The following is a 22000-nucleotide window of genomic DNA, read 5'->3' as shown; positions in this document are numbered from 1 at the left end:
GTGGCCGTATCGCGATCATGCCCGTGCCCGGCGCCTCCTCGGCGCTGCGCCGGGCGCACTACGATCGGGCCATGACCTCAGAGATCGAGATCGGGCGTTCCAAGCGGGCGCGTCGCGCCTACTCCTTCGACGACATCGCGCTCGTCCCCGCTCGCCGCACTCGGGACGTCCGCGACGTCCGCGTGGGCTGGCAGCTCGACGCCTACCACGTCGATCTGCCCGTCATGGCGTCGCCCATGGACTCGGTGATGAGCCCCGACACGGCGATCCTCGTCGGCCGACTCGGCGGCATCGGCGTGCTCGACCTGGAGGGCCTGTGGACCCGCTACGAGGACCCCGCGGAGGCCCTGGAGCGCATCCGCGCCGCCGCTCCCGAGGACGCCACTCGCGTCCTCCAGGAGGTCTACCGGGCCCCGGTGCGCCCCGAGCTCATCGCCGCCCGCCTGGCCCGGATCGGTCAGGCGGGCGTCGTCGTCGCCGGACGGCTCAGCCCCGCCCAGACCCGGAGGCACTGGCGCACCGCCGTGGAGGCCGGCGTCGACCTGCTCGTCATCCGCGGCTCGGTGGTCTCCGCCGAGCACGTCTCGGGCAATTCCGAGCCCCTCGATCTCAGGCGCTTCATCTACGAGCTCGACGTGCCCGTCGTCGTCGGCGGGGCCACCACCTACACCGCCGCCCTCCACCTCATGCGCACCGGTGCCGCCGGCGTGCTCGTCGGCCAGGGCGGGGGCGCCTCCTCCTCCGTGCGGCAGGTACTGGGCCTGCACATGCCCATGGCCACCGCCGTCGCCGACGTCGCCGCCGCCCGGCGCGACTACCTCGACGAGTCCGGCGGCCGCTACGTCCACGTCATCGCCGACGGCTCGGTGGGCAACTCCGGCGATGTCGTCAAGGCGATCGCCTGCGGGGCCGACGCCGTCATGCTCGGCGCCGCTCTCGCCCGCGCGGCCGAGGCCCCCGGAGAGGGCTATCACTGGGGCGCCGAGGCCCGCCACGAGCGCCTGCCGCGCGGTTATCGCAGCTTCGTCGGCACCGTCGGCACCATGGACGAGATCCTCAACGGCCCCTCCGACCGCGCCGACGGCACTCTCAACATGATGGGGGCGCTGCGCCGCACCCTGGCCACCACCGGGTACGGCGACGTCAAGGAGCTCCAGAGGGTCCAGGTCGTCCTGGCCCCCTACGACCCGAGTTGAGGTCCGGGCCGAGGAGCGAGTCGGGCGACCTTTTTTTGCTATAAAAAATAGTGTAGGATTCCTTCCGAGCCCACCGCCGCGGGTCGCTGCGAGCACTGCGGCGGCCCGCGGCGACACGTCCGGGACGCCCCGATCCGGACGCGACCGATGCTCACGGAGGAGCTCCATGACCGACTCGCACACCGCCCCTGCTACCGTCACCGACACTGCCGCCGCCGCGGCCGGTACGATGACGGCTCCGCTCCGCCATCTGCGTCGGGGCGGCACCTCCCTGGTCCTCGACCTCATGGCCGATCGCTTCCCGGTGGTGCGCCACTGGGGCTGCGACCTCGGCGATCTCGACAGTCTCGGCGACGCCGTCCTGAGCGATCTGAGGGCCGCTCAGAGGATGACGACCGGTGCGAACCGGACGTGGACCACTCCCGACCTGCCGGTCCTGCCCCTGCCCCACCTGGGCTGGTCCGCCCGCCCCGCGCTCCTGGTCCACCGCCAGGACGGCTCAGCCTTCTCCGCCCACATCAGCGAGGTCTTCCATGAGGTGACCGCGGAGACGGGCCCGGGCGGTGAGGCCGATGTCGTCGTCTCGCGCGGCACCGACGCCGTCCACGGCATCGAGGTTCTCACCGAGATCCGCCTGGAGCCCAGCGGGCTGGTGAGGCTGCGCGCACGAGTGACCGATGCCGCCGGGGCCGGTGCGTCTCCGCTGGAGGTGGACGAGGTCACTCCGCTGCTGCCGGTGCCCTCCGAGGCCACCGAACTGCTCGACATGACCGGCCACCACGGCTTCGAGCGCCGTCTCGTGCGCACTCCCTTCGCCCCGGGCGCCAGGGTGCGCGAGGCCTGGGAGGGGCGTCCGGGGCACGACGCCGCCACCTGGCTCATCGCGGGAACCCCCGGTTTCGGCTGGCGCCGCGGTCGTGTCCACGGCGTGCACCCGGCATGGTCCGGCAACACCCGTGCCTTGGCCGCTCACCCGCCCCAGGGCTATCGGCTCCTGGGCGCGGGCGAGGCTCTCCACCCCGGCGAGGTGGTCCTGACGCCCGGCCGGTCCTACACCACGCCGTGGCTCGTCGGCTCCTGGGGGGAGGGCCTGGACGCCCTGGCCTCCCGCTCCCACGCGCATCTGCGCGCCCTGCCCTCCCACCCCTCGAGGCCACGGCCGGTGCTGCTCAACGTGTGGGAGGCCGTCTACTTCAACCACGACCCGGGCACCCTCGCGACGCTGGCCGACGAGGCCGCCGGGATCGGCGTCGAGCGCTTCGTCATCGACGACGGCTGGTTCGGCTCCCGGCGCGACGACACCTCGGGTCTGGGCGACTGGTGGGTCTCGCCCGAGGCCTGGCCCGCCGGCCTGGAACCGCTGGCCGAGCACGTGCGCGGCCTGGGCATGGAGCTGGGCCTGTGGTTCGAGCCGGAGATGATCAACCGCGACTCCGAGCTCGCCCGCGCCCACCCCGACTGGATCCTGTCCGACGGCGCCGGTGGGGCGGTCGAGCACCGGGGTCAGAGGGTCCTCGACCTCACAGCGCCGGGAGCGTGGGACTACCTGTACGGCTCCGTCGCCGCCCTCGTCGAGGCTCTGGACATCGCCTACATCAAGTGGGACCACAACTCCACGGTCCTGGCCGCCGGGCATATGGCGGTCAGCCCCGAGGCGGGCACGCGCTACGGGGCGCCGGCCGTCCACGATCAGACCCTCGCCCTCTACCGGCTCCTGGACGCCCTGCACGAGCGATTCCCGGATCTGGAGATCGAGTCGTGCTGCGGCGGCGGCGGGCGCATCGACCTGGGGATCATGGAACGGGTCCAGCGCGTGTGGACCTCGGACTGCAACGACGCCCACGACCGTGCGGACATCAACCGCGCCACCATGATGCTGCTGCCGCCCGAGCTGGTCGGCACCCACGTCGGCTCCGGCCGCGATCACACGACCCTGCGCAACCTCGGCCTGTCCTTCCGCGCGGGTCAGGCTCTGTGGGGCCACATGGGAGTCGAGTGGGACCTGCTGTCGGCCACCGAGGAGGACAAGAGCGCCCTGGCCGCCCTCATCGCCCTCCACAAGGAGCTGCGCTCCCTGCTGCACACCGGCGAGGTCGTGCACGCCGATGTCGACGAGGACGACGCCGTGCGCATCCAGGGCGTCGTCGCCCCCGATCGGGGAGACTCGCTCTACCAGCTCACGGCCCTCGCCCAGGCCACGACCTGGCCCGGGGCGCCCCGACCGCTGCCCGGCCTGGACCCCGAGCGCACCTATCGCGTGCGTCTCGCGGTTCCCGCCTACGAGGGCCTCCGGTACTCGGCCGACTGGATCCGGCCCGAGGGCATCACCCTGCCCGGCTCGTACCTGACGACCACCGGGCTCAGCCTGCCGGTCATCCATCCCGACCACCTGCTGCTCGTGCGCGTCACCGCGGTCGGCACGGCCTGATCCGCCCCGATGGCATCGAGCCGTCCGCAGCGGCTCCCGCCCCGCTCCTCGCCCTCGCGTCGCCCGTCCCGGCTCGGCGCTCCTCTCGAACACCCCTCCGGCGCTCCTGCCGACCCATCCACCCGCACCTCCATCAATGACGAAGGAGACACACCACAGATGTCCGCATTCACTCCGGCGGCTCCACGCCGGCGACCGAAGGACGACCGGATACTCGGCCCGGCCTTCATCCTGCCCGCGACGATCGGCCTCGTCGCCTTCTACATCTGGCCGCTCGTACGCGGCATCTACCTGTCCTTCACCGAGTACAACCTGCTCACCCCCGAGACCTTCACCGGCATCGACAACTACAAGCGCATGGTCCGGGACGACACCTTCTGGAACGCCGTCCGAGTGACTCTGGAGTACGTCGTCATCAATATCGGGCTGCAGACGCTTCTCGCCCTGGCCATCGCGGTCCTCATGCAGAGGCTCACCTAGTCCACCTTCGTGCGCTCGATCGTGCTGACCCCCTACCTGGTATCGAACGTGGTCGTCGCCATGCTGTGGCTGTGGCTCCTGGACGCCACCCTCGGGGTGTCCAACCAGGTGATCGAGGCCCTCACCGGCGAGTCGGTCAACTTCTTCTCCTCGACCCTGGCGATCCCCACCATCGCGCTCATCAACGTGTGGCGGCACATGGGCTACACCGCCCTGCTCATCTTCGCCGGGCTCCAGGCCATTCCGAACACGGTCTACGAGGCCGGCAAGATCGACGGCGCCAGCGAGTGGACCATGTTCTGGCGGATCACCATCCCCCTGCTGCGCCCGATCCTCGCGCTGGTCCTCATCATGACGATGATCGGCTCCTTCCAGGTCTTCGACACCGTCTCGGTGACCACTCAGGGCGGTCCCGTCAACGCCACCCGGGTGCTCCAGTACTACATCTACGACCTGGCATTCGGCCGCTTCCAGTTCGGCTACGCCTCGGCCATCGCCGTGGGACTGCTCATCATCCTGGCGGCCATCACCGCTGTGCAGTACCGGCTCATGCGGGCCGGCGAGACGGATCTGGACTGAGGAGAATCACCATGAGCACGACGAGCGCAACCGCCACGACCTCGACGACGACTGCGACAGCTGCTGCCGCGCCGGCCTCCGGTTCCCAGCGGCCCGGACGCCGTCCCACCGTGGGCAGGATCCTGGCCTGGACCGCCATGATCCTCATCATCCTGGTGACCCTCCTGCCCTTCTACTGGGTGCTTCGCACCGCACTGTCCTCCAACGCGGGACTGTCCGATCACCCGGCCTCCCTCCTGCCCGTGGACGTCAACCTGCGCGGCTTCGAGCGCGTCTTCGGGCTGCAGTCCGTCGAGGACAGTATCGCCGACGGCGGCGCCGGGGCCGCCATGAGCTTCTGGCTCTACTTGCGCAACTCCATCATCGTGGCCACCCTGGTCACGGCCGGCCAGGTCTTCTTCTGCGCCATGGCCGCCTACTCCTTCTCCCGCCTGCGCTGGCGGGGACGGGACGCCGTCTTCGGAGTCTTCCTGGGCTCCCTCATGGTGCCGAGCATCTTCACCCTGCTGCCCAACTTCGTCCTGGTCAAGCAGCTGGGCCTGGTGGACAACCTGATGGGCGTCGCCCTGCCGACCATGCTCATGACGCCCTTCGCGGTCTTCTTCCTGCGCCAGTTCTTCATGAACATCCCGCGCGAACTCGAGGAGGCCGCTCTGCTGGACGGGGCCAGCAAGGCGCGCGTCTTCTTCCAGCTCATCCTGCCCATGGCCAAGGCCCCGGTCACCACCCTGGCGATCCTGACCTACATCACCGCCTGGAACGACTACTTCTGGCCGCTCATGGTCTCCTACACGGACTCCTCACGGGTGCTCACCGTGGCCCTGGCGGTCTTCAAGTCCCAGACGCCGTCGTCCGGCCCCGACTGGTCCGGGCTCATGGCCGCCACCCTCGTCGCCGCCCTGCCCATGCTCCTGCTCTTCATGGTCTCGGCCAAGCGCATCGTCAACTCCATCGGTTTCACCGGGATCAAGTGAGGCTCACGATGATGAACAAGCACCTTCTCCGACAGACCCCCATGAGCCGCCGCGGCGCCCTGGCGGCGCTGGGCATCGGCGCCGCCGGCGCCGCGCTGGCCGCGTGCTCCTCCAGCACGACCGCGCCGTCGCAGACCTCCAGGGCCGTGGAGTACTGGCTGTGGGACGCCGACCAGCTGCCGGCGTACCAGGCTTGCGCGAACGCCTTCGAGGAGGCCACCGGCATTCACGTCAACATCACCCAGATCGCCTGGGACGACTACTGGACCAAGCTGACCGCCGGATTCATCGCCGGCGTCGGACCCGACGCCTTCGCCGACCACGTCTCCAAGTTCGCCCAGTTCGTCGATCTGGATGTCCTGGTGCCCCTGGAGGAGCAGGCCGCCTGGGCCGGCGTCGATGAGTCCGCTTTCCAGGAGGGCCTCATCGACCTGTGGAAGGGCGAGGACGGTCATCAGTACGGCTGCCCCAAGGACTGGGACACCGAGGCGATGTTCTACAACAAGGACATGGTCGCCGAGGCCGGTCTGACCGACAGGGACATGGCCTCCCTGGAGTGGAACCCCGAGGACGGCGGGACCTTCGAGAGGGCGCTGGCCCGACTCACCGTCGATGTCAACGGCGTGCGCGGGGACGAGCCCGGCTTCGACAAGGACCACATCGCGGTCTACGGCATCGGCATCCAGGACGGCGGCGCCGGGGACGGCCAGACCCAGTGGAGCCCCTTCGCCGCCACCGTCGGCGACTGGTCCTACATGGACACGACCACCTGGGGAACCCGCTACCGGTACGACGACCCGGACTTCCAGAGGGTCATCGACTGGTACTTCGGCCTGGTCGACAAGGGCTACATGAACCCCTACGGCGCCTTCTCGTCGACCACGAGCACGGACGCCATGCTCGGCTCGGGGTCGATCGCCCTGACCTGCCAGGGCGACTGGAAGCTCAACGCCTTCGCCAAGCTGGATATCAGCGTGGGCATCACCCCCACCCCGATCGGCCCGAATGGGACGAGCGCCTCCATGTTCAACGGCCTGGCCGACTCCGTCGCCAAGCAGTCCGACAACATCGAGAACGCCGCCGCGTGGGTGACCTGGCTGGGCAGCGCCGAGGCTCAGGACATCGTCGCCTCCTACGGCGTGGTCTTCCCCGCCGTGGCCTCCTCCACTGATAAGGCCGTCAAGGTCCTCGAGGAGACGGGTCTGTCGACCTCGGCCTTCACCGGGCACGTCGAGAGGAGAAGCACGTTCTTCTTCCCCCTGTCCTTTTTCGGGGCGGATATCACCGCGATCATGACCCCCGCCATGGAGGACGTGTACTCCAACCGGGTTCCGGCCTCCGCGCTGAGCAGGGCCAACGAGCAGATCAATCTCCTGTTCGAGACCTCGACCCGCGAGTGACGCCCCGACGCCTCGGCCCGCCGCGCCGGGCTCCTCGTCCTCCCCGCCCCGCTCGCGGGGCGGGGAGCCTCATGACGGGCTGCTCCGCCGTTCGCGAGTCATTGTTCCTCGGTCAAGCGCCACGGGCCGCGGAAGTCGGGTAGTGTGAAGGCGCAATCAGCCGCCGGCTGGTCTCCCGCATCGGCGCGGAGGCGCAGATGCCGCACCATCGCCGTCGGTTCCATCCCCGTTAGGAGCAACTCCATGGCCCAGGTCACCGCCACCATCGCCTCCAAGGTCGGCCTCCACGCTCGTCCCGCCGCCACCTTCGTCAAGGCAGTCGCCGAGAAGGGCGTTCCCGTCACCATTGCCAAGGAGGGCGGAGCCCCCGTCGACGCCTCCTCCATCCTGGGCGTCATGACGCTCGGCGCCGGCTTCGGTGACGTCGTCACCCTGGCCTCGGACGCCGATGGCGCCGAGACCGCGCTCGGCGAGCTCAAGTCCCTGCTTGAGACGGACCTCGACGCCTGAGCCGACTCAACCGAACTGAATGCGGGAGGGGCGCCCACCCATGGTGGGCGCCCCTCCCGCGCGGTCGTTCCCATGCCGGTGGTGCTGCTGGCTCGGCGCCGGCCGTCGGATCGGGGGCCCCGAGGCGCCCCACGGCGCCGCAGCGCGCTCCAGGACGCCGCAGGACTCAGTGCGAATTGCTCCGCTCGCCCTCGTCCTCCGAGGGGGCGACGGCGACCTCGTCGCCGGACTCCCCGCCCGGGCTCACCACCCACCACAGGGTCATGAGAGCGGCGATGACGACCAGGCCCAGGCCGGACCACAGGTTGGCGTTGACGTCCCCGGTCTTGGCCATCTCGTCGGGGCCGTTGAGGAAGGCCGAGCAGACGAGCAGGAACAGGCCGATCAGGCCCAGGGCGGCACCGATGACGACGCGGATGTCCGCCAGGGAGCGAGTACGTGCTTTCATGGTGGGCTCCGATCAGTGGAAGATGAGGTTGAGCAGGACGACGAGGCCGCCGGACAGGATCGCCAGCGGTACGGGACGGCGGAACCAGGCCAGTTCGCCGGCCGCTGGATCGCGTCGCTCGGATGCGGGCGTCAGCGAGTAGACGAAGCCCTTGAGGTGGGCGTCCGGGCGTGGCGTCGTCATGAGGGAGACCGCGATCGTCACCACGATATCGACGGTGAAGGCGATGCCCGCGGCGAGGAAGGCGGCCCCCTGCCCGGGGAAGCTGACGACGTGGCCCCAGTTGAGGATGTTGACGACCAGCGCCGCGAGCGTTCCGGCCGTCAGGCCCGCCCAACCGCCGTGGTTCGTCGCGCGCTTCCAGAACATGCCGAGGATGAAGGTGGCGAACAGGGGCGCGTTGAACATGGAGAAGAGCTGCTGGAGGTAGTCCATGAGATTGGAGTAGGTCGAGGCGATCAGCGCCGTGAAGATCGCGATGACCGTCGCCGCGCCGGTGGCGATGTGCCCGATGCGCAGATAGCGGGCGTCATCGGCGTCCTTGTTGATGTAGCGCTGGTAGAGGTCGACGGTGAAGACCGTGTTGAAGGCCGAGATATTGGCGGCCATACCGGCCATGAAGGAGGCCAGCAGGCCGGTGATCGCCAGGCCCAGCAGGCCGTTGGGCAGGACGTCGCGCATGAGGAGCAGGACGGCGTCGTTGTACTTGATGTCCCCGATCGAGGACTCGGCCCCGGCCAGCGTGCCGAGCTTGAGCTCATGGATCTCATTGACGAGCACCGCCGCCACCATGCCGGGGATGATGACGAGGAACGGCACGAGCATCTTGGCGAATGTGCCCACGATGGGCGCCGAGCGCGCCGAGGAGATGGAATCGGCCGCCATGGCGCGCTGGACCTCGACGAAGTTGGTCGTCCAGTAGCCGAAGGACAGGACGAAGCCGAGGCCGAAGACGATGCCGACGACCGACAGCGTCGAGGAGCTGAAGCCCGACAGCAGCACACCGGGCCAGGAGTGCAGCTGGGCGTCGGGGTCGGCGTAGGCGCCCGCGCCGTGCGCAGTGGCATCGGTGATGATCGAATTCGTCAGGCCTCTCCAGCCCCCGACCCGGTGCAGTCCGACGAGAGTCAGGGGCAGCAGGGCGGCGACGATGACGAAGAACTGCAGGACCTCGTTGTAGATCGCCGCGGACAGTCCGCCGAGGGTGATGTAGGAGAACACGATGATGGCGGCCACGATGAGCGCCACCCACAGGGGCCACCCCAGCAGCCTCTGGACGATCGAGCCCAGCAGGTAGAGGTTGACGCCCGCGATGAGCAGCTGCGCCAGGGCGAAGGAGAGGGCGTTGATCAGGTGGGCCGCGGTCCCGTAGCGGCGGAACATGAACTCCGGGACCGAGCGGACCTTCGAGCCGTAGTAGAAGGGCATCATGACCAGGCCGAGGAATATCATGGCCGGGATCGCGCCGATCCAGAAGTAGTGGAAGGTCGGCAGGCCGTACTGCGCCCCGTTGGCGGACATGCCCATGATCTCCACGGCGCCCAGGTTGGCCGACACGAAGGCGATGCCGGTGACCCAGGCGGGCAGCGAGCGCCCGGAGGTGAGGAACTCGTCGGAGGAGGCGGCCTTGCGCCTGGCCATGAATCCGACGCCGATGACGAAGGCGAAGTAGACGACGATCGGGAAGTAGTCGTACCAGCGGGCGTCGATGAGCGTGGAGCCCGCCGAGCCGGCGAGGAGGGCTGGGATGGAGGTCATGGGAGTCCTCGGGTTCGGGTCGTGCCCGGGCAACCGTTGCCCGGCTGGGGCTACTCTACGTCTTCACTCCCGAGCCATGAAACGCATCACTGAATCTGAGGATCCTCTTCCCGATGCGATTCGGGGTCCGCGCCCGATCCTCGCGACCGGGGCGCGCGGGGCATGATGTTGCTCATGGACCTCCCCACGGACACGGCTCTGCTCGTCAAGGCGCTCGGCGCCTTCTTCGCCATCATGAATCCCTTCGTCAACCTTCCCCTGTTCCTGGGCCTGACGGCCGGTCAGGAGGCCGCCCAGCAACGTCGGACCGCTTGGCGCACCGTTGTCCTCAGCGCGATCATGTGCGCGGTGGTGGCGGTGGCCGGCAGCACGCTCCTGAGATTCTTCGATATCACCGTGGACGACTTCCGGGTCGCCGGGGGGCTCGTCCTGCTCATGATCGCGCTGGGCATGCTCAGCGGGCGCGGGGCGAGTGCTCACGAGGGCACCTCGGCGGAGAGGGATCGTGCGACCGAGCGCGCCGGGGGCGCGGACGTCTCCTTCTACCCCATGACCTTCCCGATACTCGTCGGCCCCGGCACGATCACGACCATTATCGTCATGTTCTCCCAGGGGGAGAGCGCGGCCGGTAAGGTCATGGTGGCGCTCGCGCTGGCCGTCGTCCTGGCGATCCTGGGGCTCGTGCTCCACTTCTCCGGTGCGATCGGCCATCACATGTCGATGACGCTGCGCACCATCATGACTCGTCTCATGGGCATGATTCTGGCCGCGATCGCTGTCGGCATGCTGGCCGCCGGCCTGAAGGACCTCCTGCCCGGCCTGGCGGGCTGACGCGCCGCATCGCACCCCCGTGCCGTCTCCCCTGCCCGGTAGGGTGCGCCCATGACGATCATTGCTGCGGCGGACGGCTCCGCCCTGGGGAACCCCGGGCCCGCCGGCTGGGCCTGGTACGTGGACGAGGGCTGCTGGGCGGCGGGCGGCTGGCCGGAGTCGACCAACAACCGCGGCGAGCTCACCGCCGTGCTCGAGCTGCTGCGGGCGACGGCGCTCACGGAGGAGGATCTTCTCATCCAGGCCGACTCCCAGTACGTCATCAACTCGCTGACGAGGTGGAGGAAGGGCTGGAAGCGGCGCGGCTGGCGCAAGGCCGACGGCAGGCCGGTCCTCAACGAGGACCTCATGAGGGCGCTCGACGACGCTCTGGCCGGGCGCGCGGTGCGCTTCGAGTGGGTGCGCGGCCACGTCGGTCATCCCCTGAACGAGGCCGCCGACTCCCGTGCTCGCGCCGCGGCCACCGCCCACCAGCGGGGGACGGCGGTGCCCGCGGGCCCGGGCTGGACCCGCCCGGGCGCGACGCCGTCGGGCTCGGGCGCGGAGTCCCCGCCGCCGGCCCTCTTCTGAGCTCGTCGGGGCTCCCTCCGGGACCGGGAGGATCACCCGGGCACGAGAGGGACTCAGATGAGCGTGATCGCCTGGCGGGCGATCGCCAGCTCCTCGTTGGTGGGGAAGACCGTGATGACCACGGAGGACTCGGGCGTCGAGATCGTCACGGGCTCGGGGGAGCGCGCGGCATTGGCCTCGGCGTTGATGCGCACCCCGAGGTAGTCCAGGCGTCGGCACAGCTCGGCCCGCAGGCGCGCGTCGTTCTCGCCGATGCCGGCGGTGAAGGTGATGGCGTCCACGCCGCCCATGACGGCCGTGTAGGCGCCCACGTACTTCAGCAGGCGGTGGACGTAGACGTCGATGGCGTCGCGGGCATTCTGATCGCCGGCGTCGACGAGCTTCCACACCTCGCGCATGTCCTGCTGGCCGGTCAGGCCCTTCATCCCGGACTCGCGGTTGAACAGGTGGTCGATCTCGTCGATGGACATGCCCGCCACGCGCACCAGATGGAACACGGCGGCCGGGTCGATGTCGCCGGTGCGCCCGCCCATGACCAGGCCCTCGAGCGGGGTCAGCCCCATGGAGGTCTCCACGGCGCGGCCGCTCACGACGGCCGAGACCGATGCGCCGTTGCCCAGGTGCAGGACGATCTGCTTGAGATCGTCGCGCCCCAGGCGCTTGGAGATCTCGCCGGAGACGAAGTGGTGGCTGGTGCCGTGGGCGCCGTAGCGGCGAATGGAGTAGGTGTCGGCCACCTTGCGGTTCAGACCGTAGCGGGCGGCCTCCTCGGGGAGGTTCTGGAAGAAGGCGGTGTCGAAGACGGCCACGTGGGGCACGTCCGCCAGGAGCTCGCGTCCCACCTCGATGCCCTTGAGATGGGCGGGGTTGTGGAGCGGGCCGAGCGGCACCAGCTCCTCGATCCGGGCCGCGACGTCGTCGTCGATGAGGGCGGGGCCGGAGAAGTAGTGGCCGCCCTGGACCACGCGATGCCCCACGGCCACGATGTTGGCCTCCGCCAGGCTGGGGCCCTGCTCCTCGAACAGGCGCAGGACCTCGGCCAGTCCGAAGCCGTGGTCCGGCACCGGTTCGGTGATCTCCGTCTTCCCGCCGGCGTACGTGTGGGCGATGGAGCCGGTCGTGTCGCCGATGCGTTCGACGATGCCCGAGGCGAGCGACTCCCCGGAGTCGGGGTCGACCAGCTGGTACTTGATGGAGGAGGAGCCGGAGTTGATGACGAGGACGGTCCGGGTGGTCACGGTGGGCCTTTCTGACTGTGTGGCAGGGCCCGCTGGGCGGGCGTGGTGGTACTGAACGGGCATGAACGGCTCGGGCGGGCAAGGAATCGGACACTCCGGGGGACTCCCGCGGCGCTCGTGGGAGGCCCTTGGGAGGCCCGGAGAAGATGTCGTGGGAGCGCCCGCGCCGTGATCGGGTCAGCCCTGCGCCTGGACGGCGGTGATGGCGACGGTGTTGATGATGTCCTCGACCAGGGCGCCGCGCGACAGGTCGTTGACGGGCTTGTTCAGGCCCTGGAGGACCGGGCCGATGGCGATCGCGCCGGATGAGCGCTGGACGGCCTTGTAGCCGATGTTGCCGGACGACAGGTCGGGGAAGATGAAGACGTTGGCGCGCCCGGCCACTGCCGAGTCCGGGGCCTTCTTGGCGGCGACGGTCGGGTCGATGGCCGCGTCGTACTGGATGGGACCCTCGACGGCGAGCCCGGGGGCCTTGGCGCGCACGGTCTCGGTGGCCTCACGGACCTTGTCCACGTCCGCGCCCTTGCCGGAGGTGCCGGTGGAGAAGGACAGCATGGCCACGCGCGGGTCCACGCCGAAGCGCCTGGCGGTCTCGGCGCTCGAGATGGCGATGTCGGCGAGCTGCTCGGCGGAGGGGTCGGGGTTGACGGCGCAGTCGCCGTAGACCAGGACCCGGTCCTCCAGCAGCATGAGGAAGACCGAGGAGACGATCGAGGTGTCCGGCTTGGTCTTGATGATCTGGAAGGAGGGCACGATCGTGTGGGCCGTGGTGTGGGCGGCGCCGGAGACCATGCCGTCGGCGTCGCCCATGTGGACCATCATGGTGCCGAAGTAGGAGACGTCCTGGATCGTCTCGCGGGCCTGCTCCAGGGTGACGCCCTTCTTGGCGCGCAGACGCGCGAACTCGGCGGCGTAGGTCTCCAGCAGCTCGGGATCGCCGGGGGAGGAGATGCGGGCCGCTGCGATGTCCAGCCCCAGCTCGGCGGCGCGGGTCTGCACCGCCGTCTCATCGCCGAGCAGGACGACGTCGGAGATGCCGCGGCGCAGGATCGCGTCGGCCGCGCGCAGGATCCGGTCGTCATCGGGCTCGGGCAGGACGATCGTCTTGCGGTCGGCGCGGGCGCGCTCGACCAGCTCGGCCTGGAACATGATGGGCGTGACCACGTCGCTGGGCTCGACCTCCAGGGCGGACAGGAGGGCCTCGACGTCGGCCTCCTGCTCGAAGGCGGTCACGGCCACGTCGACCTTGCGCTCCGATCCGTTCGCCAGATCCCCGGTGAGGGAGCCGGCCGTGGAGGCGGCGGCGAAGGTGTCGAGCGGGGAGGTGAAGACCGGCAGGGGCATGCCGAGGCCCTCGATCAGCCGCAGTGCGTGCGGTGCGACCGAGAACCCGCCGTTGAGGACGAGCCCGGACATGCTGGGGAAGGAGGAGGACGCCTGGGCGGCCGCGAGCGAGATCAGGGCGGCGGAGCGATCGGCGGGGACGATGACGAGCTGGCCCTCGGTCAGGCGTTCCAGGACGTGGGAGACGTCCATGGCGGCCACGAGGACGGACTCGGCCTCGCGCTCCAGGAGCGCGGCGTCTCCGGAGATGAGCTCGCCGTCGAGGGCCTCCAGGACCTCGCCCACGCTCGGGGCGGTCAGGAGAGGGATCTCGGGCAGGGTCGTCGTCGTGAGCCCCTCGATGCCGGCGATCGCGGCGGAGACGGCATCGCGGGTCGCGCCCGGGCACTTGTTGGCGACGGTCGCGACCGTTCGGGCGTGGTTCTCGGCGATCTCGGCGATCGAGACCTCGATGCTGGAGCGCACGTCGTCGGGTGCCCCCTCACCGGAGACGACCAGGAGGACCGGGACGCCGATGTTCGCGGCGACTCGCGCGTTGAGGGCGAGCTCGGGGGTGCCCGCGACGTCGGTGAAGTCCGATCCGTCGATGATGACCACGTCGTGGTTGCGGGCGAGCGCGCGATACGAGGAGACGATGCGGGATAGCGCCTCCTCGGGATCGGCGTGGAACTCGTCCCAGGTCACGCCGATGCAGTCCGCGGCGGGCGAGGTCGAGCCGGAGCGCGCCAGGAGCAGGGTCAGGAAGGGGTCGGCCTCGCGCGAATCGACGAAGGGGCGGAAGACGCCGACCTTGGCGACCACCTTGGTCAAGGAGGCGACCAGGCCCAGGGCCACGGTCGATTTGCCGGTTCCGGCACTGGGGGAGGCGATGTAGATGCTGCGCGCCACGTGTAGGTCCTTTTCGCGTCTCGACGTCGAGCGGGTCGCCGGGATTCTCCGGCGGTGCTCCCCCGATTGTGCCCCCATGCGGTGGGTGCATGCGACCAAAGGCCCGCTGCTCTCGCGTGCGCGGCTGTGGGAACCCGCACATGCGGCCTGTCGGCGAGCGGAGGGGCGCTCTCGCGCACGATGGAAAGCACCCCTCCGCCGGTGCTTGTGTGTGGGGATCAGAGCCTGGCGGCGGCGAGCAGGTTCTTCGCGGAGATCCGGAGCCCCTCGACGTTGCCGTACTCGGCGTCCTCGTGCTCGATGTTGACGTTCATCTCCGGGTCGACCTCGGCGATGGCGGTCAGGAACTCGGCCCAGTAGTCGGTGTCGTGGCCCAGGCCGAGGGCCACGAACCGCCAGGCCGGGTCCTGGGGCCAAGAGTTGCACCAGTAGCCGTAGGCCACCGGGACCTTGCCCTCGGCCTCGGCGGGCACGTGGCCGAAGTCGGTGTCCAGGACGCCTCGGTAGGCGGCGCCGGGGAGGATCCTGGTGTCCTTGGCGTGGACGTGACCCACGAGGGGGCCCAGGCGCCTGGTGGCGGCGATCGGGTCCATCTGCTGCCAGAACAGGTGGGAGGGGTCCATGTTGACCTTGATGTTGGTCGCCCCGGTCTCCTCGACGAGCCGTTCGAAGGAGGGGACGTTGAAGACCAGGTTGCGCGGGTGCAGCTCCAGGCAGACCTGGACGTCATTGTCGCGGGCCAGGGCGTCGATCTCCTTGAAGAAGGGGACGACGACGCTCCACTGGTAGTCCAGGATCTCCATGTCGATCCCGTTCCACGGGTTGACGACCCAGGTGGGGTACGTCGCTCTCGGGTCGGTGCCCGGGGTGCCGGACATGGTGACGATCTCCTTGACTCCGAGCAGGCCCGCCAGGCGGATGGCCGCTCGGATGTCCTCGGCGTGCTTGAGGCCCTCGTTGGGCAGCGGCGAGGTGGGGTTGCCCGAGGTGTTGAGGCCCGAGAGCGTCATCCCCTTGTCCTGGAAGAGGCCCAGGTACTCCGCGCGGGCGGTGGCCGAGGCCAGGAGGGCGTCGACGGGGCAGTGCGGGGAGGGGATGAACCCCCCGACGTTGACCTCCGCCCCTGTGAGCCCCGCGTCCTTGAGGACGTCGAGGGCCTCGGGCAGGGAGCGGTCCTGGAGGCAGGCGGTGTAGGCGCCGTAGGTCAGTGGCATGAGAGGTCTCCTTGGGTGTTGTTCGCTACGTCGTGGGTGGCGGTGTGTCTGAAGGGGGTGGTCCAGTGGGGTGGCTGACTGGGCCTCTTACAGGCTCGCGAGCTCGGGCAGGTCCGAGACGTCGACGGCGGCGCCCCCGGCGGCGGCCGAGCGGGCCACGGCGTCGGCCAGGAGCATCTCGCGGTAGCCGTCGGCGAAGCTGGCGCAGCGCGGCAGGGCCCCCTGCCCGGGGGTGATGCCGGCGATCTGTTGGAGGAAGGCGTGGGCCTGGTAGGTGAACTGCTCGATCTGGGTCAGCCCGACCCCGCCGAAGGCCATGGAGGAGCCTCGGGCGAAGTAGGGGAAGTCGGGGCCCACCAGGACGCGGCGGGCCCCGCCCAGTCCGGCCGGGGAGCTGACGTCGTCGATCTTGATCTCACCGCATCGCGCCAGGTCCCAGGAGACACGGCCCTTGGTGCCCAGGACGTCCACCATGAGGGAGTTGGGCAGGCCCCAGGCCACGCGCGAACAGGAGAAGGTACCCACGGCGCCGTTGGCGAAGTGCGCGGTGAAGGTGGCGACGTCGTCGTTCTCCACCGGCTCGTAGGTGACGTCAGCGCAGTCGCCGTCGCCCAGGGCTGTTCCGCGAGTGACGTGGCCGGTGGCCACCGGGCGCTCCTTGATGGAGGTCATCATGGCCGCGCCCGAGACTGAGACGATGGGGCCGCAGATGACCTCGGCGGTGTCGATGAGGTGGCTGCCGACGTCGCCCAGGGCGCCCGAGCCCATGGGGCCCTTGTAGCGCCAGGCCATGGGGGTGGAGGGGGCCACGCCGTAGTCGCACCAGTAGCGGCCGTCGAAGTGGTTGATCTCGCCCAGGTGGCCCTCGGCGACGAGCTTGGCGAGCTCGGCCACGGCGGCGTTGCGGCGGTAGGTGAAGCCGACGGCGGTGACGACGCCGGCCCCCTTCTCGGCCCGCGCCATGGCGCGGGCGGACTCGAGCGTGTCCGCCAGGGGCTTCTCGCACAGGACGTGCTTGCCGGCCTCGATGAGGGTCTCGGCGATCTCGCGGTGCAGGGCGTTGCCCACCACGATGGACACGATGTCGATGTCCGGGTCCTCGGCCACGGCGCGCCAGTCGTCCACGGCCCGCTCGTAGCCGTAGCGCTGGGCGGCGTCCTCGGCGAAGGGGAGATGGGCATCGGCGATGGTGCGCAGGCGGACCGGTGGCAGGCCCAGGTCGAAGACGGTGCCGACCTGGCGCCAGGCGTTGGCGTGGGTGGTGCCGGCCATTCCGGCGCCGATGACGGCGACTGACAGGGGAGTGGTGCTCATGGGTGTGGACCTTCCGTCCGCGTTCTGTCCTCATCGACCCGAGCGCGCCTCAGAGGGATGGACCGCAGTGATTAACGCGCGTGAACATGTGACTCCAGTATGTGCGGGAAGCATGGCGCTGTCAATACCCCGCAGCGGAGCGAGGAGAAAATGGTCAGGACGAACTAGTCGGGGCGTCCCGGTGCGAACGGCACCGGCCGGCTACTGGTCGGTTCTGCGCGGGCCCGTGGTTCCGCCGGTTCCCGGTACGCGCGGCACTCGGTCGTCGATGGTGATCTCACGGGTCTCGTCCCAGGGCTGTGCCCAGCCCGCCCCGTCGAGGACGGTCGCCAGGAGGCGGCCCGTGAATCCCCAGATGACCGGCGCGCTTGTGGAGGTCCGGAAGGCCGGACCCCGGTGAACGGAGCCATTGCGCCTGAGCACGGAGGTCCAGCGCGAGGCCGGGTCGATGAGGGCCGCCACGGCCACGCGCATGGCATCGGCCGTCTCGACGCCATCCACCAGAAGAGCGCCCGGTCGGCTCCACCACCCGAGGACCGGGGTGACGAGGTTGCCGCTCGCCGGGAGCATGATCTCGGGCAGGCTGCCCAGGATCTCGACGCTCTCCGGGGCTATGCCCGTTTCCTCGCGGGCCTCCCGCAGCGCGGCCGCGGCGGCGCTGTCGTCTCCGCCCTCGATTCCCCCGCCCGGGAACGCCACCTGGCCGGGGTGGTGGCGCAGCTCCGTCGAGCGGATGGTGAGGAGGATGTCGGTATCGGCCGGGACGGCGTCCTCGGCGGAGGCCCCGGGGGCGAGGATCGTCTCTCGCGCACCGGCGAGGATGAGCACGGCGGAGCGGCGCGCGAGCGCGTTCGACGGCGATGGGGCCGGTCCGCCCGGGTGCGGATCGATGCGCGCCCGCCGTGTCAGCATCCGTCGCAGGTCGTTCTTCGCGCCCATGCGCCGGTTCCTCCCTTTGGATCGTCTCCGCACCGCCTCCGCGACGGGCCGCGGATCGGGGCTCGCGCGGATCCCGGCGCATCAGTGCGATCCGTCGGCGGAGTGGGCTGCATCGGGTGCTCCGATGACCGGGGGATCCGCCACGGGTGCGGCTGTGCGAGGCGCACGGCCCACCGAGGAGCTGCGCACCACCAGGTCCGGGGGCAGGACCACGGTGCGGGCGGTTGCGGACGCGGTCCCCGGTCCGCCGATCCCGGCGCGCTCGCAGAGCAGTTCGATGGCCCGGGCCGCCATGATCTCCTCGGGCTGGTTGATGCTGGTCAGGGAGAACTCGCCGCGTTCGGCCAGGTAGGTGTTGTCGTAGGAGACCAACGCCACTCCGGCCCCGGTCGACTCGGGGAGGCGACCCGCCTCCCGCAGGACGGGGACGGCGTCGATGGCCAGGATGTCGTTGTGGATGACCATGCCCAGGGCCTCGGGATGAGTCTGGACCATGGCCCGCACCGCCGGGCCGGCATCGTCCCCGCAGCCGTAGACCACCATCGGCACGTCCGCTCGGGCCCCGGCGCGCTTGAGGGCCATCTCGCGTTGGCGCCGGGAGGCGCTGTCCGCCACCCGCGGGCCGATGTACCCGATGGTCTCCACGTCCAGTCCCGTCAGATGCTCGACCACGAGGTCGGCGGCCGCCTCCTCGTCCATGTGGACGGAGTCCACCCGCCCGCCGGGGCCGCGTCGTCCGATCAGACAGGTGGGCGCCTCCTCGCCGATGGCCAGCAGGTCCTCGTCGAGAAGCCAGGGGGAGACCAGGATGATTCCGGCCACTCGTACCCCGAGCAGGGAGTCGATCGCCTGACCGAGCACTTCCGGCCGCTCGGCCCCCACCGTGATGAAGAGGGTCAGTCCGCGTGCCGACGCGGCGTCCCCCAGGCGGCGGGCGAGTCGCTCGAAGAAGACGTTGCGGAGATTGGGCAGGACCAGGCCGATAATGGTCGAGCTCTGGCGCGCCAGGGAGGACGCGGCCACATTCACCCGGTAGCCGAGGTCGACGGCCACCCGCTGAATGCGCTCGCGGGTCTTCGGAGCGACTCTGGGCGAGTTGCTCAGGGCTAGGGACACCAGGGAGCGTGAGACCCCTGCTGCGCGGGCGACGTCGCTCTGGGTGGCGGCATGCGCCTTGGTGCTCACAATAGGTCTCCAGGTGGCGTCGGGAGGGCTGTGCAGTCGCAGAGTACAGGCTCACCGGCCCCTCATCTGGAAGCGGTGCGGGCATGCGGTGGCGGTCGTGATCGGGGCGCGCAGGAGCCCTCCTCCCGTCGTGCCATGGGCCGTGCCGGCGACATGACCGGGCCGAACGCGTGCATCCGTGCGGCTGGAGATAAGGTGGGGAGATGCGGCCGGGGTATATGGAGGCGGGGCCGGAGGAGCCCTGGGACAACGGGTTTCCGAGGCGGATCGTTCCCGTCCGTCCGGCCGGTTCTCCAGCCCGGACGCGCAGCGCAGCCCGGCTGCGGGGGAGTGGGGTCTCGCAGCCGGGTGCGCCTGGCGGGAGCGGCCTCCCGCTCCCGCGGTGCTCCGTCAGCCGACGGCGACCGGTTCGCCCGTGCGCGCCGACTCGGTGGCCGCCTCGGCCAGGGCGAGCGCCTTGACGGCGTCGTCGATGGTCGTCGGAGTCGGCGTGCTGCTCTCAACGGCCTCGATGAAGGCGGACAGCTCCAGGCGGTAGGCGTCGGCGTAGCGCTCGAGGAAGAAGTCGAGGTACGGCTCCTGAGCGTCGGTCACCTCGGCGTTGGACAATCGTACCGTCGTGGGGCGGACGTTCTCGGCGAAGAGCGCCCCGTCGCGACCGGAGGCCTCCAGCCGTTGGTCGTAACCGGAGGCGCAGCGGCGGTTGTTGATGATCGTCGCCACCGCTCCGGAGGCTGCCTTGAGAGTGACGACGGCGGCGTCGAAGTCGCCGGTCTCCCTGATCGCCGGGTCGAGGTTCTGGCCCGCGGCATAGACCTCGGTCATCTCGCCCAGGAAGAAGCGGGCGGTGTCGAAGTCGTGGATCGTCATGTCGCGGAAGATGCCGCCGGAGACCTTGATGTAGTCCACCGGCGGAGCCGCCGGGTCCCGCGAGATGATCGTCAGCTGCTCGATCTCGCCGATGCGCCCGTCTCGGACGGCCGCGCGCGCCGCCGCGAAGGACGGGTCGAAGCGTCGGTTGAAGCCGAACATGACGGGAGTGGTGACGGCGTCCAGCTCGGAGCGGGAGGTCTCGACATCCTTCATGTCCAGGGCGATCGGCTTCTCGCACAGAACGGCCTTGCCCGCCCCGGCGGCGGCTAGTAGATGGGGGATGTGCAGGGGCGTGGGAGAACCGATGATGACGGCTCCGACAGCCGGGTCGGCGAAGACCTCCTCGGGCTCCTCGCACGCCCGCGCCCCGTACTGGTCGGCGAGTGCCCTGGCGGCGTCGCCGATGGGGTCGCACACGACGGCGAGGGAGGCGTTCGGGTGGGCGGCGATGGTCTTGGCGTGGACGTGGCCGATGCGGCCGGCGCCGATGACGGCGATGTTCAGCATGTCAGCACTTCCTTAGGTCGGGAGAGCCGGAGTCCCGGACTCACGGCTGAGGCATGATGACGTCACGGACGAGCGCGTCCAGGTCGGCGTCGGCCTGCAGGAAGCCGCGCAGGGTGCGCACGGTCGCTCCGTAGGCGTCGAACTCCTCCGGGGTCATGCCGTCGGGTTCGTAGGCGCGCACGAACTCCGGAATCGACATGAGTGTCCTCATGATCTCGGGGGCCACGGGCTCGTCGATGCGCTCGACGACCTTGTAACCGGAGTCGTTGATGAGCCTCTGCCACGCGAAGGGCGGGGAGACGACCAGGTCCCCGCCGACGAGCTCGGACCAGTGCATGACGTTGCGGAAGGCCGCGGAGAGCATGCGAGCGCGCAGGCCGCGCGACTGGAACTCCTGATAGGCGCGCTTGAAGGCGGCGATGCCGGCCCACTCCAGGTGGCCCGGGTCGAGGAAGAGGCGGTCGCGCTTGGCGACGATCTTGATCCAGTCGTCCAGGCGACCGACCATGAGGGTGACGACCGGGCCCATGGTGGAGACGTCCTCGCCCTCGGCCTCGCGGCGCTTGAGGCCGCGCTCGATGGCCTCGCCGGTGGCCACGGCCTGGGGCACCGAGAAGGAGACCGTCACGTTGACGGATACGCCCCGGTAGGTGGCGTCCTCGATGGCCTTGACGCCCACGGAGGTGGCGGGGATCTTGACGATGATGTTCTTGGCCAGGTTGGAGAACTCCTCGGCCTGGTCCGCCAGGGCCTCGGCGCTGCGGGCCAGACGGGGATCGGTCTGCATGGACAGGCGGCCGTTGCGCCCCTTGTGCTCCTCGAAGGCGGGCTCGAGCAGCTCGGCGGCCTCGGTGCTCAGCTCGCGAACGACCCGCCAGCCGATCTCGGACTCGGTGGCCTCGGGCATCTCCTCGGCGAGCTCGGCGATGCGGGGGAGCCACACGTCCTTGCGCTGGTTGATGCAGGTGTAGGCGATGGTGGGGTTGCAGGTGGCGCCCACGCCGCCGAATGAGATCGACTGGCGGAGCTCATCGGGGTCCGCGGAGTCATTCCACAGGGCGGTCGGTGTGGTGCGGGCGGCCTCGAGGAGAGGGCCGGGTGTGTATTCGATGCTCATCAGCGTGCTCCAAGGGGTGTGCGGCCGCGGAAGGCGTCCTCGCCGATTGCGGCTTTTGCCCTTATTCAAGTGCGACGCGGCACGGTTGTCAATGCTTTGTCCAGACAAAGATGGCGATCGTTCTGCCCCTTCGCCGAGACGGTCCGGAACCGGACCGATCTCGACGCGGAACTGAACCGATCTCGGCGAAGGGGGTGGGGCGGGGGC

General features: G+C 69.9%; 19 protein-coding genes. 9 read left to right on the top strand and 10 right to left on the bottom strand.

Going from position 1 to position 22000, the window contains the following annotated elements; translation table 11 throughout:
* The first annotated feature begins 71 nt into the window (after positions 1-71).
* From G448_RS0102090 to G448_RS0102060, 7 genes are all read left to right on the top strand, one after another.
* A complete protein-coding gene (locus G448_RS0102090) occupies positions 72-1196 on the top strand; it encodes a GuaB3 family IMP dehydrogenase-related protein (protein ID WP_026406629.1) in 1125 nt (374 codons plus the stop codon).
* A 166-nt stretch (positions 1197-1362) separates the two neighbouring features.
* Positions 1363-3624, top strand: a complete 2262-nt coding sequence (locus G448_RS0102085; RefSeq protein WP_245572147.1) for an alpha-galactosidase — start codon at positions 1363-1365, stop codon at positions 3622-3624.
* 159 nt (positions 3625-3783) lie between these two features.
* Positions 3784-4104 carry a carbohydrate ABC transporter permease gene (locus G448_RS18650; RefSeq protein WP_245572146.1) on the top strand — a complete coding sequence of 107 codons (321 nt, stop codon included), beginning with the start codon at positions 3784-3786 and terminating at the stop codon, positions 4102-4104.
* A 9-nt stretch (positions 4105-4113) separates the two neighbouring features.
* A complete protein-coding gene (locus tag G448_RS18645; RefSeq protein ID WP_245572145.1) occupies positions 4114-4683 on the top strand; it encodes a carbohydrate ABC transporter permease in 570 nt (189 codons plus the stop codon).
* Positions 4684-4694: 11 nt separating this feature from the next.
* On the top strand, positions 4695-5657 hold the full coding sequence (locus tag G448_RS0102075) for a carbohydrate ABC transporter permease (protein ID WP_026406627.1): 963 nt from the start codon (positions 4695-4697) through the stop codon (positions 5655-5657).
* A gap of 11 nt (positions 5658-5668) precedes the next feature.
* Complete coding sequence (locus G448_RS0102070; protein ID WP_245572144.1) at positions 5669-7057, top strand: ABC transporter substrate-binding protein; 1389 nt, start codon at positions 5669-5671, stop codon at positions 7055-7057.
* 243 nt (positions 7058-7300) lie between these two features.
* Positions 7301-7567 carry an HPr family phosphocarrier protein gene (locus tag G448_RS0102060; RefSeq protein WP_026406625.1) on the top strand — a complete coding sequence of 89 codons (267 nt, stop codon included), beginning with the start codon at positions 7301-7303 and terminating at the stop codon, positions 7565-7567.
* 166 nt (positions 7568-7733) lie between these two features.
* Here the strand turns inward: G448_RS0102060 and G448_RS0102055 are convergent, their stop codons facing one another.
* Positions 7734-8015, bottom strand: coding sequence for a hypothetical protein (locus tag G448_RS0102055; protein ID WP_026406624.1), 282 nt, complete (start codon positions 8013-8015; stop codon positions 7734-7736).
* A gap of 12 nt (positions 8016-8027) precedes the next feature.
* A complete protein-coding gene (locus tag G448_RS0102050; protein WP_026406623.1) occupies positions 8028-9773 on the bottom strand; it encodes a sodium:solute symporter family protein in 1746 nt (581 codons plus the stop codon).
* 162 nt (positions 9774-9935) lie between these two features.
* On the opposite strand from G448_RS0102050, the gene G448_RS0102045 reads away from it, so the two are divergent.
* Positions 9936-10604 (top strand): MarC family protein, encoded by a 669-nt coding sequence (locus tag G448_RS0102045; protein ID WP_034494095.1) that lies wholly within the window; start codon positions 9936-9938, stop codon positions 10602-10604.
* A 51-nt stretch (positions 10605-10655) separates the two neighbouring features.
* Positions 10656-11174 carry a ribonuclease H family protein gene (locus tag G448_RS14775; RefSeq protein ID WP_034494094.1) on the top strand — a complete coding sequence of 173 codons (519 nt, stop codon included), beginning with the start codon at positions 10656-10658 and terminating at the stop codon, positions 11172-11174.
* A 53-nt stretch (positions 11175-11227) separates the two neighbouring features.
* Here G448_RS14775 and G448_RS0102035 read toward each other — a convergent pair whose 3' ends face one another.
* From G448_RS0102035 to G448_RS0102000, 8 genes are all read right to left on the bottom strand, one after another.
* Positions 11228-12412 (bottom strand): acetate/propionate family kinase, encoded by a 1185-nt coding sequence (locus G448_RS0102035; RefSeq protein ID WP_026406621.1) that lies wholly within the window; start codon positions 12410-12412, stop codon positions 11228-11230.
* Between the two features lie 177 nt (positions 12413-12589).
* Positions 12590-14644 carry a phosphate acetyltransferase gene (pta, locus tag G448_RS0102030; RefSeq protein WP_026406620.1) on the bottom strand — a complete coding sequence of 685 codons (2055 nt, stop codon included), beginning with the start codon at positions 14642-14644 and terminating at the stop codon, positions 12590-12592.
* A 218-nt stretch (positions 14645-14862) separates the two neighbouring features.
* Positions 14863-15858 carry a sugar phosphate isomerase/epimerase family protein gene (locus G448_RS0102025; RefSeq protein ID WP_026406619.1) on the bottom strand — a complete coding sequence of 332 codons (996 nt, stop codon included), beginning with the start codon at positions 15856-15858 and terminating at the stop codon, positions 14863-14865.
* An 87-nt stretch (positions 15859-15945) separates the two neighbouring features.
* Complete coding sequence (locus G448_RS0102020; RefSeq protein WP_026406618.1) at positions 15946-17172, bottom strand: Gfo/Idh/MocA family protein; 1227 nt, start codon at positions 17170-17172, stop codon at positions 15946-15948.
* Between the two features lie 201 nt (positions 17173-17373).
* Positions 17374-18111, bottom strand: coding sequence for an NUDIX hydrolase (locus G448_RS14770; protein WP_084436239.1), 738 nt, complete (start codon positions 18109-18111; stop codon positions 17374-17376).
* 81 nt (positions 18112-18192) lie between these two features.
* Positions 18193-19296 carry a LacI family DNA-binding transcriptional regulator gene (locus tag G448_RS14765; RefSeq protein ID WP_084436237.1) on the bottom strand — a complete coding sequence of 368 codons (1104 nt, stop codon included), beginning with the start codon at positions 19294-19296 and terminating at the stop codon, positions 18193-18195.
* A 390-nt stretch (positions 19297-19686) separates the two neighbouring features.
* Positions 19687-20676: an inositol 2-dehydrogenase gene (iolG, locus tag G448_RS0102005; protein ID WP_026406617.1), complete on the bottom strand. Its 990-nt coding sequence runs from the start codon at positions 20674-20676 to the stop codon at positions 19687-19689.
* Between the two features lie 40 nt (positions 20677-20716).
* Positions 20717-21793 (bottom strand): transaldolase family protein, encoded by a 1077-nt coding sequence (locus G448_RS0102000; RefSeq protein WP_026406616.1) that lies wholly within the window; start codon positions 21791-21793, stop codon positions 20717-20719.
* Positions 21794-22000 lie beyond the last annotated feature (207 nt).

This window comes from Actinomyces gerencseriae DSM 6844 (genome assembly GCF_000429265.1).
In the GTDB taxonomy this organism is placed as follows: Bacteria; Actinomycetota; Actinomycetes; order Actinomycetales; family Actinomycetaceae; genus Actinomyces; species Actinomyces gerencseriae.
Note: the sequence above shows the minus strand (reverse complement) of the source record. Positions and strands in the feature narration are given on the sequence as shown.